We start from the raw sequence: 12,699 nt of genomic DNA, 5'->3' as shown, positions 1-12,699 counted from the left end.
CTTCCCCCGCGGCCAGGTAATCCCTGCCCATTTGCCTTTCACATGTCGGGTTCGAACTCGCCGAAATCCTTCTCCGGCGGATCTGCGACCGCACCTTCACGCAGGTCTTTTTCGACCGGCTTGAGCGACTGACGCCCGTTTTCCGCCGCACGGCCTCGTGGCGTCGAACCGCCTTTTCCAGCTGCAGCATCGCCGGCGGTTTCTGGTTCGGACGGGTGCTGTTCCGCGCCCATTGCTGGTGCATCTTCACCGGTTTGCACTGCGGCGAGAGGTAGCGTTGGACCTGCATCCAGATGTGTATCGGACCGGGATTCGGCATCGAGATCACCAATAGCGCGCCCTGCATTTAGGTTTTCAAGCGGCACAGGCTCCTGCCGATCTTGCGGCTCATCGGCGACACGGCGCTGCCCTTCGAGGTCGAATTTGAGCTGCTTTGAATCGACAGGCTTACCGGCACCGTCATCATTCGAAGCGGGATGCTCGTCATTCGGTTTCGAACCCAGGTTCGCTTGGGGCGTCGCTGCCGCAGGACCCTGGCCAGGCTTTATGAGCGGTTTCTCGCGGGCGATGAAACCTTCGGCAATACGACCACGCGTGCGCGGAATGAGCGAGACCGGCGCAGCGGGGAATCCGTCGGGAAACTTGATGTAGGCCGACAGCCGCGGAAGGTTCATGAACTGGTCGGGCAGGAGCAACGGCTCGATCTGCCGCCTGGGCGTCAGGCTGACTGCATCGCGCGCATTGTTGTACCCGTAGCTGTAGCCCTCTTCCATGTCGCGCACCTGCCGGTGACCGATGAAATCGGAGCACCAGGTCGCTGTCTCTCGATCTGCCGTCGCCAGGATAAGCTTGGTGCGCGCAAGCGAGGACAACGTCATGGCCATGTTCTCGCCATAGACTTCCTTGAGCTTGGCAAACGCATGCACCCCGGTGACGATCGCTCCGCCGAAGTTGCGCGCCGTTTGCAGCCCCTTTTCAAGCGCCGGTAGTCGATGAAGGGCACCGAGCTCGTCGATCAGGAACCACATCCGCAGGTCCTGCGTGCGCTCGAGCGTCATCAGCGTATTCATCGCCGTGTCGAGCCATAGCGTGAGCAATTGCGAGGAGATGCTCATGTCGACATAGCGGGCAGAGAGGAACAGAATCGAGCCCGCCTGGCAGTCGCCTTTGACCCAGTCGCGGACCGAAAAGCGCTGTCCGGATGAGGGCAAGAGCTTGAGCACTTTCGCATTCGCATTGAACACCGCGCGGATCGATTCCGCCATGCGGGCCGCCTCCGGAGCGGTCAGCGGGTCGGCCATCGTTCCTCGCATCAGCTTATGCACTTCGGACAGGTCAGCGGTCATCAGCCGCCGTGCCAAGGCCTCGTTGGTCGCTGTGTTGGTGCGGGCAAGATGGAGACACATCTCGACGAACAGCATGCGCGCCGCGAGCACCCAGAATTGTTCTGAACCACCCCCGTCATGGGGCACGAGCGCTTCGGCCGCGGCGTGAAACTCAGCTTCCGTCGTGCAGTCGTTGAACACGCTCCATAGCGGACACCGAACATCGACAGGATTGAGAATGATGTCGCGCGCGGGATCGTAGAAGGCCTCAATGAAAGCCCCTGTGAGGTCGAAAATGACCGCGCGCTGGCCGCGTTCACGTGCTTCGGCAACAAGTTCGGTGAGCGCCACGGTCTTGCCGGTTCCGGTCGTGCCAATGAGCATGGCGTGACTCTGCTCGAGCCGCCAGGGCCAGCTTACACCGGCGAGATGTGCGGGTTGGTAGTGGCCCGCTTCGGCGAGCGCCGACGAGCTGGCAAGCCGCCACTTCCAGCCGAACTTGCGTCCCAGTTCTTCGGCCCTGAATGCCTTGTTGTGACGCTCGATTTCTTCTTCGAGTTCGTCGAGCGAAACAAGCATTGCACCGCGCTCGTGCTTGCGCTCCTTCGACCGCCCGCCAAAGCGCTCGGCGAACCACCAGAAGAACACGAATGCCGGGATCAACAGGACCGCCGCGACGAGCAATCCCTGCTTCACTGCCGATCGAAACGCCTCGACCGCCTCGCGCATCGACGGGAACTCGCGAACGATGCCAAACTGGAGGCCGACCCTTTCGCCGTCAAGCAATTCAAGGTTGACCAGTTTGGCCGGATCGAACTCCATGAAGGCGTAGAGACTGGCGTAGATGTGCATCCAGACCAGGTAGATCTGGTGATCACTCAGAGCCGACCGCACTTCCCAATAGCACGTGCCGACAGCAACAAGGCCGGTGACTATCAACGGACCCTTCAGGCCGGCTGCAAACATGAACCCAAAGTGGCCGAGCAGCTGGCTCCCGCGGGTGAAGTTCAGGAGATTATGCTTCATGGGAATGGCCTCCCATGCTCGCGTTGACGGGGAGGCCAAGACGCTCCAGGCGTCGCCGGTACGCCTCGTGGGTACGGTCGCGCAAACTCGCATCAGGATGGCTGGCTAGAAGCGCATCGAGCGCCACCGAAATGAAGATAGCCTGGCGCGCGGGATCGAGCCCTGCGGGGCGGTCCTTCGCCTCGTTATCGCGCTGCCACGCTGCGACAATGAGGTCACGGATAAAGACGCTGACACTTACGCCATGGTCCGCGGCACACTGGCGAACCCAGTTACCTACGGAGAGAGATACGAATGTCTGAAGCCGATCTTGTCGGGTCATGAAACAGGTTCCTTGTCGGGCCGACGGAACCTGGCTCACCTTGCGGAAGGTGCTGATGAGAATAAATCGTGAACAACTCGCAGTCAATCGAAAGATTAAGACAATATTTCAGTGTGATAGAGAGATGTGAGTTGTCTGCGGATCAGTGCAAAGCCGCTCAACTCGCAGACGGGTTGATTTCGCCCATAACCACATTCTTTAGCAATAACAGAGAGATAAATCCCGAAATCGCGGGGTAGGGTGTGCTCCCTTGTTCCCAAGTGCGCGAGGTGGTCCAGTCAGCAACGGGGATTGATCAAGGACGACCATTCCCGACCTCCACGATGGAGCGCGAGCAACCAGGCCTGGCACCTCTTCGGATGCAGATCGAGAGCATTTCGACGCTTCCAGCCAAAGACAGCACCTGCGAAAAAGGCAGCGGCCAAGGGCGCGTGGGAAGCAAGGCAAACGGGGCATGTCGCGTGCCCAGCTTCCCGCCGCCCGACCCGGTGCCGGTTCGCAAGTGCGCGCGGGGCCCAAGAACAGATCACGCCGCACCCTCAGGAGCGCATCGCAAGATGCGCGGGACAGAGTGCGTCCACAGCCCCGCTCCATTTATCGGGCGCCGCCGCATTGCGGTGGGCGACCGTCAGAGCAACCGACCGAACCTGATTCTTGTGCCTGATTGGACTATCCGGCGAACAAGAAAAAAGGGCAGGAACCGTTCCCGGTTCCCGCCCTGTCGGTCGTCTCAGAACTCGTCGAGCATGCCGCCGTGGACCGTGTGGACCACCCGCGCTGCGAGATGCGCTGGCAAGATGTTGTAGTCACCTTCGTCGAGGGCAAAGTACCCGAGTTCATCATCCTCGATAACGTGCTGATCGAAGAAGCTGTGCAGCGCTCTCTTCTCGGCTGTTTCGAGAGCCTCGAAATAGCTCCGTGACGGAAGGGCGCAATGCATCGAATAAGCCATGATAATCCTCCTGATTTCTGTCGTGAGACGACAGGAGGTGCGCGCGATGGTCTTGTGCATCCCGGGTCAGGGATCGCCCGAATGGGCGACCGCAATAGCGGCGGTGGGGGTAACGATTTTGTTCGCTGCCGGATGCAATCCGGTGGCGGGCAAAATGGTGGGGCCCCGCCGTCCTTGAGGCGGGAGGCGCAAGGCCATCATGCTGGGAGAACCGTGAGCAAGAACCCACCACCTCCACCCGGATCAAACATCTGCTGGGTGCGAATTGCCTTTCCTACACCCCGATGTCGCGGGCATAGAAGCAATTGGGGAGCAGATCCGAGGGGGACAAAAGGACAAGTAACATGCCCCGGAACAGGAGCGCGATTGCAGCCCTGCAAAAGCTCGAAGCAGACCGCGAGGCGCTCGACGCCAGACAACGCGAGCTCGAAGTACAAGCAGCCAGGGAACTCGGCGAAATCATCTTGGGAAGCGGCCTCGAAAGCTTCTCGAAGAAGGGCCTGAGGCAGGTTGCCGAAGAACTCGGGAAACTCGGCGAGAATGCCGCGATCGAGAAACTGACGGGGCGTGGTGCAACCCGTGCTTCGAATGCAGCGGCAAGAACCCAGTAACCACAGAAGAAGAGGCCCTGCCGCTTGCGGCAGAGCCTCTTCGTAAGGGGACGATCGGGATCGATGTCAGTCGATATCGGGAGCGTCGGTGTTGTCGTTGTCGTCGCTCGAACCACTACCGTGGGAGAGGAAGTCGACCTTGTCAGCAAGGATCTCGGTACCGTAGCGCGTGACCCCGTCCTTGTCTTCCCACTGGGTGTAGTGGATGCGCCCCTGGACCGATACCAGCTGGCCCTTGGAGCAGTACTGGCCGACGGTCTTGGCGAGGCCGTTGAAGCAGGTCACCCGGTGGAACTCGCTTTCCTTGGCGGTGTAGCCGCTCTCGTCCTTGTAGGTCTTGCCGTCCTTGTCGCGTGCAGGGCGATCGGTGACGACGGTGATCCCGGTGACATTGGTGCCGCCCTTGGTCTCGCGGGTATCGGGCTCGCGAGCGATGCGGCCAGTGAGGATTGCGATATTGGTCATGATAGTAGTCCTTCAGTTCCTCAAACCGGAGACCATCTCCGGCTTGCGAACATTCAGAAGAAGCAGGACATGGGAGGACTGCACCGCTGGAGCGAAGCTCCAAGGGAAACCCGTTCATGACGGGTGGTGCGGGCAGGCGCGCGAAGCGCGACCACACGGCCGGAAAGGAACGGGTTGCTGTCCTCAGCTGACCTGATTCAGGACTGTTCGCGAAGAAAGCCGGATGGGTATCGGGTGCGGGTCTGAAGGTGCCGTGACCGGCACTTCCAATCAGGCTTCGCCTTCGCCTTCCGATGCCGCCAGCAGATCCATGAAGTTGCGGGCAGCTTCCCGGTCTTCTTCGTTCTCGAACGCCACGTCGAGTTCGGGGGCGGACCCGAACATGTGCAGGAACGACCACAGTGCAAAGCGCTTGCCCCGGTCCTCCTCAAGGCCGAGATCAACCCGGCAATGCTCGATGCCGGCTGACAACGTCTCGGGAGCAACCCCGGAGAGGTCGGTGGTGGCAAAGTAGCGCTGCAGCAGATCGTCAAGTTGCATGACCGGTCCATAGTCGGGTCTGCGCCGAATGCACATCCGGGCAATGCAGTTGCAGATTGTAAAGGCCCCCTCAGGACCCGGGAGAGGTGCCCAAGGGGCCGCGACGATCGACCACGGTGATCCGGCGCGTCTTGGCATCGATCACCAGCCGTTCGGTCACGCCATTGCCCGGAAAGGCGACGACGTAACGCGGATTGAGCGAGAGCATCTGCTCGTTGCGCTTGAACCCGGCGCGGGCACCAAGCCGACGGTCGAGCGAATAGGTCAACTGCTGGACCTCGCGGCGCTCGGCCCAGCTCGCGGCGAGGCGATCGGCACCCTTGCCGTCGCCGCCATGGACCAGGAAGAGATCGGGAACCGCATCGCGAACCTTGTCCAGCGTCGCCCAGATATTGTCGGCGTAGGCGCGCGCGTCCTCGGAGCTCTCGAAGCTCTGGCGACCGCCGGCGAAGACGACCGGAGTGCCTTCCGGGATCAGGGCGTGACGCCTGTTCTCAGCGCGTGCGCGGAGGAAGTCGCGGGCATCGATCACAGCCGAGGTAAGGTGGCGCGAATGGCTCGTGCGCGAGCCCGAAACAGGCTTCCACGAGGACCCGGTCTCGTCGCGATAGAGTGCTGCCGCAGCCTCGCGCATCTGCTCGAAGGCCAGCATGCTGGCTTCTGCAGCCTGCGCGCGCTCGACCTGCTCTTCAAGATTGCTCGAATGCACTTCGGAGCCATCGGCTGATGCGAGGAGGACCCGGATCTCGTCGCTGGCCCGATCAAGCTGAGCGGACTTCCGGCTGGCGGCACGGTGAAAGAGATTGACCACGCCCCAGGCAATATCCTCGGCATCGGCCTCAAGGGCCGTGTCGGAAAACATCGCGAAAAGGTCGGACCATACGGCGCCAAGCGTCTGGTCGATCGCATCCTGGCAAGGAAAGTCGGTTGCGTTGAATGGGGCGGGCCTGATGCTGAGGCCTGACAAGTCAAGGCCGCTCAATTGATCAATGAAGCTGTCGTACATGGGGTGTCTCCTGATCGGGGGACAAGGAGAGGAGGCACCATTGCCTCGGACCTGTCCGCCGGAGCCCGATCAGGGCCGGGGAAAGGGGCGCGACGCACCGCGTAGCGGGGAACCTGCGGCCCTAGGCTGGCGCGGGCAACACGGGCCGACGGGCCGCAGGTTGCGGCGCGCCCCAACCGGCCCAAGGGCCTCTCCCGGCGGACAGGGATGAGGCAGTATCAGGATCCGGTGTTGCAGATGGATCGGGAGTGCTCGAAGATCGCTTCGCCATTTGAGAACCGACCGACCAGGCGCAACTCACCAAACAGGTCGATGAACCTACCCGAGACTTGGCCAAGCCAGTGCCGTGCTCTCGCCGTTCGTGGGTTGTAGAAATCGGCCTCCCAGTACCGGGCATCGTCGCGCTCGGCGAGCCAGATCGCCGCGATCCCACAATAGGTCGATATGCCGCAATCGGCGAAGGCGTTGCGCAGGAGGATACGGTCCTCGCGGCCGCGCCATCCATCGAAGTCCTCGAAGGATGGGAAGGCTGCCTTTGTGGTATCGATGATCTCGTCGATGAGGCACTCGTAGGCCCAGTCGACATCGTCGTCTTCGCCGTCATCTAGCAGGCGAAAGGCCACCACGGAGCCGGTCGGATAGCTGACGGAACGTCCCATCTCACGGCTCCTCAGGCTGCATCAGCGAGATCGATGTCGGTCTCGCTTTCGTTGGATTGGCATCCACCCAGTTCGAGCAGCATGTTGGCCGCTTCCTCGGCTTTGGCAGCCGCGGTCAGGATCGCACGTTCGTCCGATTTGAGGATCTTGAGCCAGGACGCGATGTAGCTGGCGTGATGGTCGAGGTGGGTGACCGGAAGACCAAGTTCGGCCCCAAGAATGGCTGAAGACAGTTCGGCGATCAGTTCTTCGGCAGCATAGGCGTCGCTGCCGAACCGGTTCTTTAGATCGCGATCGAGCCGCGAAGAATGCCCCGTCCAGTGTGACAGCTCGTGCGCGAGCGTCGCATAGTAGTGGTCGTAGGCATCAAAGAGTTCGGCTCGCGGCATAGTGACCCGGTCGCGAAGCGGCTCGTAATAGGCCTGCGCGCCATGATGGCGCAGGTCTGCGCCCACTTGACCGAAGAAGGCATCAAGTCGGTCTTCGCGCCCTTCGGGCTCCAGCGCGGCAACCAGCGGCTTGGGATGATAGAACTCGGGGAGGCCATCGCACTGGTCGGCGTTGAACACGGCATAGGCCTTGAGCACGCGCCGGTTTTCGGTGTCGGCCTCGCCTTCGGCGTTCTCGACCTCCTTGGTGTAGCTCCTGTAGAAGATCGCGATGGTCGATTTCTCACCCTTGCGGACCTGCCCTCCGATCGCCTGGCACTGGCGATAGGTCATCCAGTAGGGCGAGGCGTAGCCACAGCCGTCGGCTACCATCCACAGCCAGAAGGTGTTCATACCGCGATATGGTGTCCCGCAGGAACGTAACGGCCGCGAGACGGGCACACCGCGCCACGGCTTGACCCAAGGTTTGGTGCCTTGCTCGAGCTTTTCGATAATGGCGGCGGTGATGCGCGCGGCAGGCGATGTCGAAGCTGTGCGGCGGGACGTGGTCATGGAAGGTCTCCTGATCGCCGGAACGAACTTGTCCCGGTTCAGAAGAGCAAAGCTCCCTCCCCTCTCGTTTAAGGAGAACGGCTATGCGCTATCGCGTCAGTCATTAAAGAGTTGCCGACGATCGCCTCAAAGCGGTCATAGGATCAGTCGGCTCGATCTGTCCGCAATGTTCGACAGTCCGGAAAGCCTCCTTTCGGGAGCGCGATTGGACTAGCGGACACTCCCGGTAGCGAAACGGCGCGTTGGCTTTGGCGTCCATCCCGGGAGCTCATGGCCAATTGCGATCCTCCCGAAAGCAGTCGTTTGTTCATCCGCGCTCGTCGTCCAAGCGTCGCGCAGACAACATGCTTTGCTACGCCGACGGAACTTGATACCGTCTCCTATCGGAGGGGTAGCATGAAAGATCTGACCGTCATTGAAGCACAGTTGACGCGCGTCTTGAACTTTTTCCCCCGCGTCGACACCAAGGTCGCTGGGCTCTTCACCGTCAATTCTGCTGTACTGACGGTCAGTGCGCTCAATGTACAAGCTGGCGATCTCAAACAATGGTACATCGCCATTCCCGCTGTTTTTCTGGTCCTTGGCTTAGTTGGGTCATACACATTTCTCTATCGGTGCAACTTTCCTGATCTTGAGGGCGGTCAGGGCAGCCTGATCTATTTCGCCGCAATCCAAGACCGCACGGAAACCAAATTCAAGGACGAGTTCGAAGCGGTTAGCGAGGCGGACTATCGCGCTGACATGCTTGGCCAAGTCTGGCGCAATTCCCACATTCTGTGCGAGAAATACCGGGCCATTGCTGTCGCAATCCGTATTACGCTGGCGACCTTCCTGCCTTTTGCGATCTTTCTGGTGATGACGGCAATCGAACATAGCCGGATACCCATGATTCGCGGGTAATCACATGGCATTGAAAGACGATCTCACGGATGCTGCCGACGGCATCCTTGGAACGGCGTTCGAGGAACGCGAGGGCAAGAAAATACCGACATCGGACGACATCGCCCTGTCGAACGGAGCCGTGAAGCTGGATGCCGCGTTCCTCTATGCCGATCTCGCGGGATCGGGCGTCATCGCAAAGGTTTGTCCATGGGACACAACGGCGAAAATCATCCGCGCCTATCTGGACTGCTCGGTACGCATCATCAGAGCGCAAGGAGGTGAGATACGAAGCTTCGATGGCGATCGCGTGATGGGTGTGTTTATCGGCGATAGGAAGCGAACGGACGCAGTGAAGGCCGCCCTGAAAATTCAGTGGGCTACTGAAAATCTGATTCAGAAAAAGGCGACAGCCCGGTTCAACTCGGTAAAGAATAATGACGTGAAGATCCGGCAAGCGTGCGGCATCGATGTCGGAATCTCCAGAGCGGTTCGCGCGGGCATCCGCAATAACAACGATCTCATTTGGATTGGCCGCCCGCCAAGCTTTGCGGCGAAGCTCTCCGATAATCGGGAATATCCCTACTGCACCTTCATCTCGGCCGCGGTGTATGACGCAATGTTGGACGAAGCGAAGCTGAGCAAAGGGGTGAATATGTGGGAAAAGCGAAGCATGAAGTTCGCTGGCGTTGACGAAGACGTCTACCGCTCAAATTACGAGTGGACGCCGTAACCGCGTTCAACGCACCCTATTTCGACCAGACGATTACCCTCTCAGCGAAGGTGCCGGCTATCGTTCGTTGGCGTGAAGCTGATCCAGAATATCAAGCGCAACCTCCCGAATTTCCTTGGCAACAGCTGGCGATTCTCCTCGGTCCAGCTTCAACGCTATCGAGAGCGGCTCCACTGTCCGGCCTTCTTCGGAGTCGAGCAGTGCGCTCAACTCATTACTAAGGCCAACACGGGCAAGCTCCAGGCTTGTGTCGACAAAGCTCGGGATGAGCTCACGGCGCGTCTCCAATTCCGGCAGTGCGGCACCGAGATGGGCGATCGCCGCCTGGATATCGCCACGCTTGGCTTCGAGCGGCGCGAGAAATAGCCGTGCCTCGGTCAGATCCGGGTCGCGTTTGAGCGCTTCGGAGCCGTCCTCGATCCGGAACTGCAGTTCGCGATCGGTCAACTGTGCACGCGCCAAAAGGCATTTGGGATTGTCGGGGTCAGCCTCCATCGCCCGGCCAATCAATGCCTGCGCTTCGGAAGGCGCAGAGATACGAGCGAGTCCCGTCAGCGCCGATACGCCAATGTCATTCAGGGCTAGGGCGGCTTCGAAATGTTCGCGCGCACCATCCTCGTTATGCCGACGGGCCGCGATGTCCCCCTGAAGTACAAGGCTGCAATAGCAGTCTTCATTTGCGGCAAGTGCCTCGTTCAGCAATTCGAGCGCGTCGTCATCGTCGCCATGATGGACGAGTAGCTCGGCAACTTCGCGCATCGGACCGCATGCACCGCTTTCAAGAACTGCCTCGACGGCCTTCCGCAGTGCCGACTCCGCCTCGGCATCCGAAGCGGATTTCTCCATCAGCAGGCGCGCCAGCCTGACCCAGGCCGGCTCGCCCTCCTCGAGTGTCGTGGCGTGGCGATAGGCCTTCTCGGCGCGATCTCGCTGACGGCTCGCGCTATAAATATCTCCGGCCGCAATCCATGCCCAGGCATCGTCGGCATGCTTTTCCAGCATGGCGTCGACTAACTTGGCAATCGCTTCGAAAGGTTCGCCCAAATTGCGCATGGCAGTGGCCAGCATCCGGTAGATCACAGGGCTATCGGCGCCGGTCGCAATGCTCCGATCTAGTGCAGCGCGGGCCTCGGCAAATTCTCCCTCGGCTGAGAGAAAGGCGCCGAGATCGGCCCAGGCCATCCAATCGTCGCCGTGCTCGGCCACATCCCGGAGCAGCATTATCGCCTCTGGCGCACGACCGGTTCCGCTCAGCAAGCTGGCCAAGAGGTGCCTGGCTTCGGAACGATCAGAATGATCCTCGAGCGCCTGACGAAGCGCTGCCTCGGCTTCATCCTCCTTGTCCTGACGCATCAGGATTCTGGCAAAGTGCGCGGTCGCGTCATCTGTCAACTCGCCGAGCGCAGCCGCCCTGCGATACAAATAGAGCGCACCATCTTCATCATCATTCCGATCGCGCAAACGCGCCAGATGAAGGATCGCCGGCGCGCAGCCGGGGTCGATTTCCAACGCGCGATTGAATGCCGCCTCGGCTTTCTCGGTCTGGTCGGCGAACGACAGCATCAGCCCGTACATCGAATGTGTGCCGGGATTGTCCGGTTCTTGCTCCACGGCGCGCTCGGCCGCCAGAACGGATTCCTCATGTTCGTGGAGTTGAAGATGCGTGAACGCCAACTGTATGAATGGCATCGGGTTTGATGGGGAGATAGCGGCGGCATCAGCGAGCAAAGCCTTCGCCCGGTCGGTATCGTCGCTCTCGAGCGCATCGTGTGCCTCGCGAAGAAGTCTGTCGACAGCGGCATCGCCGTCGCTTTCGTCGAATTCCGCTTCGATCAAGCTTGGCGCGACTTCCGCCGGCAAACCGTCCTGACGCAGCGACTGGAGGAAATCAGCGGGCGTTTGCGCGAGGATACGTGCGCGGACCGTTTCGGGCTGCCCCATCAAAATGGCGTCGAAGGCCCAATGATAGTCGGCACGCTTGGTGGGCTCAAATCGGCAGGCTTCATCGACGAGTTTGGCTGTTGTCGCGACCAGTTCGTCACGATCGTAATATTCGGTCATGAAAGCGACAAGTGCGCGGACCCGGCTCGAAGGATGGCTGCGTCGCCTCATCAGGTAGTAGATATTGAACAGCCGCTCAGCGGCGTAATATAGCGCCGATCGTCCGCGACCTTGCTCCTTGATCACCGAACCGCGGTCGCTCAACCGGCCAAGCATAGCGGAGGCCGTGTTGACATTGACCCGCGCTGCCGCCGCGATCTGCTTTGCGGTGCTCGGATCCCATGCGTCGAGCAGCGCGGCGAACACCTTCCGCTCGACTGCTGGAAGCATGTCGAGCTGGCTTTTGAAATATTCGGTGTTCTGATCGATCAGCTGGTTAAGGTTTTCCATGAGATCGCCAAGCGAAGGCATGCGCATAAAATCCGCAAGAATATGAATTAGTCGCGGGCTGCCGCCGGTCAGAATCTGCAACGGTCGGATGCGGGCACGCGGCACGTCGTGCGTGGTGAGGGAGGCCCATAGCGCATGGCATTCCTCAAGCGTCAGTGGCCGGAGCGGCAGGATGCGATAGCCGTCGAGGGGGCGCCCCGAACACTCGTCGGTCGATTGCGCCACGGAAGTTGCGAGTACGCCGAAGAGCGAATCGTCGGCCAAGGCGGTCAGAAGGATTGAGCGGTCGCTGCCGATCTGATCGTTCAGCAGCATGTGGAAGTTCTCGACGACCACAAGAAGCCGCTTGCCAGCGGCTGCCGCCACTTCGCGCAAGATCTCCAGGCAGCGCTGCAGCAGGATTGTTTCGTCGGCGATCGTCACCGCTTCGCGGTGCCGGGCCTTGAGGTTCGCATCGCCGGCATCATCGGCGAGATAGAACAGACATTCGAGGAAAAATTCCCCTGGCGTGGTGACCGTATAGCTTTCTTCGCCAAGGAAAATCGGCTGCCACAATGCGTGCAGCGTTTCATCGGTCCTGATTTCAGCCAGCACGCGCCGACACAAGGTGGTTTTCCCAGCACCTCGCGGTGCGACCAGAATGACCCGCGGCGCCGCCGTCTCCCCGCGCAGGATCGTGAGCGTCTCTGCAAGCTCGGGTTGTCGAACGATGAAATTCGATACGGCCTCATCATCGGACTGAAAGGCCGGATTGAATTTATACGCCATCGTCAGCGTCGCTCCATGACCTGCACCAGTGAGCACCCCTAGCTGCCATCAATTCTGTTGGCAAACGGAAAAACATGGTTT

12 protein-coding genes are annotated in these 12,699 nt (G+C 60.4%); 3 read left to right on the top strand and 9 right to left on the bottom strand.

The features are described 5' to 3' along the window. Window positions 1–38: 38 nt before the first annotated feature. The 3 genes from T8T98_RS01205 to T8T98_RS01195 all read right to left on the bottom strand — a co-directional run bounded on the left by T8T98_RS01205 (window position 39) and on the right by T8T98_RS01195 (window position 3,625). Entirely contained in the window at window positions 39–2,351 is a 2,313-nt protein-coding gene (locus T8T98_RS01205; RefSeq protein ID WP_253523106.1) for a type IV secretion system DNA-binding domain-containing protein, read from the bottom strand. After that, entirely contained in the window at window positions 2,341–2,673 is a 333-nt protein-coding gene (locus tag T8T98_RS01200) for a hypothetical protein (protein WP_253521897.1), read from the bottom strand. The genes T8T98_RS01205 and T8T98_RS01200 overlap by 11 nt, the downstream gene beginning before the upstream one ends. A gap of 730 nt (window positions 2,674–3,403) precedes the next feature. Next, window positions 3,404–3,625: a hypothetical protein gene (locus tag T8T98_RS01195; protein ID WP_050599527.1), complete on the bottom strand. Its 222-nt coding sequence runs from the start codon at window positions 3,623–3,625 to the stop codon at window positions 3,404–3,406. Window positions 3,626–3,969: 344 nt separating this feature from the next. Here T8T98_RS01195 and T8T98_RS01190 point away from each other — a divergent pair, with 344 nt between their 5' ends. Beyond that, window positions 3,970–4,236 (top strand): DUF6437 family protein, encoded by a 267-nt coding sequence (locus T8T98_RS01190; RefSeq protein WP_322295779.1) that lies wholly within the window; start codon window positions 3,970–3,972, stop codon window positions 4,234–4,236. Window positions 4,237–4,302: 66 nt separating this feature from the next. On the opposite strand, the gene T8T98_RS01185 is transcribed toward T8T98_RS01190, so the two are convergent. The 5 genes from T8T98_RS01185 to T8T98_RS01165 form a co-directional block, all read right to left on the bottom strand. Continuing rightward, window positions 4,303–4,701: a single-stranded DNA-binding protein gene (locus tag T8T98_RS01185; RefSeq protein WP_253521892.1), complete on the bottom strand. Its 399-nt coding sequence runs from the start codon at window positions 4,699–4,701 to the stop codon at window positions 4,303–4,305. Between the two features lie 270 nt (window positions 4,702–4,971). Beyond that, window positions 4,972–5,241, bottom strand: coding sequence for a hypothetical protein (locus T8T98_RS01180; RefSeq protein ID WP_253521890.1), 270 nt, complete (start codon window positions 5,239–5,241; stop codon window positions 4,972–4,974). A 70-nt stretch (window positions 5,242–5,311) separates the two neighbouring features. Then, a complete protein-coding gene (locus tag T8T98_RS01175) occupies window positions 5,312–6,247 on the bottom strand; it encodes a DUF2493 domain-containing protein (protein ID WP_253521887.1) in 936 nt (311 codons plus the stop codon). A gap of 218 nt (window positions 6,248–6,465) precedes the next feature. Continuing rightward, complete coding sequence (locus T8T98_RS01170; RefSeq protein WP_253521885.1) at window positions 6,466–6,906, bottom strand: hypothetical protein; 441 nt, start codon at window positions 6,904–6,906, stop codon at window positions 6,466–6,468. Window positions 6,907–6,917: 11 nt separating this feature from the next. Further along, window positions 6,918–7,847, bottom strand: a complete 930-nt coding sequence (locus T8T98_RS01165) for an ArdC family protein (RefSeq protein WP_253521883.1) — start codon at window positions 7,845–7,847, stop codon at window positions 6,918–6,920. A gap of 396 nt (window positions 7,848–8,243) precedes the next feature. Here T8T98_RS01165 and T8T98_RS01160 point away from each other — a divergent pair, with 396 nt between their 5' ends. Next, a complete protein-coding gene (locus T8T98_RS01160; RefSeq protein WP_253521881.1) occupies window positions 8,244–8,747 on the top strand; it encodes a Pycsar system effector family protein in 504 nt (167 codons plus the stop codon). A 4-nt stretch (window positions 8,748–8,751) separates the two neighbouring features. Then, window positions 8,752–9,459 (top strand): adenylate/guanylate cyclase domain-containing protein, encoded by a 708-nt coding sequence (locus tag T8T98_RS01155; RefSeq protein WP_253521879.1) that lies wholly within the window; start codon window positions 8,752–8,754, stop codon window positions 9,457–9,459. Window positions 9,460–9,516: 57 nt separating this feature from the next. Here the strand turns inward: T8T98_RS01155 and T8T98_RS01150 are convergent, their stop codons facing one another. Continuing rightward, window positions 9,517–12,618, bottom strand: coding sequence for a tetratricopeptide repeat protein (locus T8T98_RS01150; protein ID WP_253521877.1), 3,102 nt, complete (start codon window positions 12,616–12,618; stop codon window positions 9,517–9,519). Between the last annotated feature and the right edge of the window lie 81 nt (window positions 12,619–12,699).

Source organism: Pelagerythrobacter marinus (assembly GCF_034375205.1).
Taxonomy (GTDB): Bacteria; Pseudomonadota; Alphaproteobacteria; order Sphingomonadales; family Sphingomonadaceae; genus Pelagerythrobacter; species Pelagerythrobacter marinus.
Note: the sequence above shows the minus strand (reverse complement) of the source record. Positions and strands in the feature narration are given on the sequence as shown.

Coding starts and splice junctions, on each gene's coding strand:
- T8T98_RS01205 (WP_253523106.1), bottom strand. CDS start 2,351: ATGAAGCATAATCTCCTGAACTTCACCCGCGGGAGCCAGCTGCTCGGC.
- T8T98_RS01200 (WP_253521897.1), bottom strand. CDS start 2,673: ATGACCCGACAAGATCGGCTTCAGACATTCGTATCTCTCTCCGTAGGT.
- T8T98_RS01195 (WP_050599527.1), bottom strand. CDS start 3,625: ATGGCTTATTCGATGCATTGCGCCCTTCCGTCACGGAGCTATTTCGAG.
- T8T98_RS01190 (WP_322295779.1), top strand. CDS start 3,970: ATGCCCCGGAACAGGAGCGCGATTGCAGCCCTGCAAAAGCTCGAAGCA.
- T8T98_RS01185 (WP_253521892.1), bottom strand. CDS start 4,701: ATGACCAATATCGCAATCCTCACTGGCCGCATCGCTCGCGAGCCCGAT.
- T8T98_RS01180 (WP_253521890.1), bottom strand. CDS start 5,241: ATGCAACTTGACGATCTGCTGCAGCGCTACTTTGCCACCACCGACCTC.
- T8T98_RS01175 (WP_253521887.1), bottom strand. CDS start 6,247: ATGTACGACAGCTTCATTGATCAATTGAGCGGCCTTGACTTGTCAGGC.
- T8T98_RS01170 (WP_253521885.1), bottom strand. CDS start 6,906: ATGGGACGTTCCGTCAGCTATCCGACCGGCTCCGTGGTGGCCTTTCGC.
- T8T98_RS01165 (WP_253521883.1), bottom strand. CDS start 7,847: ATGACCACGTCCCGCCGCACAGCTTCGACATCGCCTGCCGCGCGCATC.
- T8T98_RS01160 (WP_253521881.1), top strand. CDS start 8,244: ATGAAAGATCTGACCGTCATTGAAGCACAGTTGACGCGCGTCTTGAAC.
- T8T98_RS01155 (WP_253521879.1), top strand. CDS start 8,752: ATGGCATTGAAAGACGATCTCACGGATGCTGCCGACGGCATCCTTGGA.
- T8T98_RS01150 (WP_253521877.1), bottom strand. CDS start 12,618: ATGGCGTATAAATTCAATCCGGCCTTTCAGTCCGATGATGAGGCCGTA.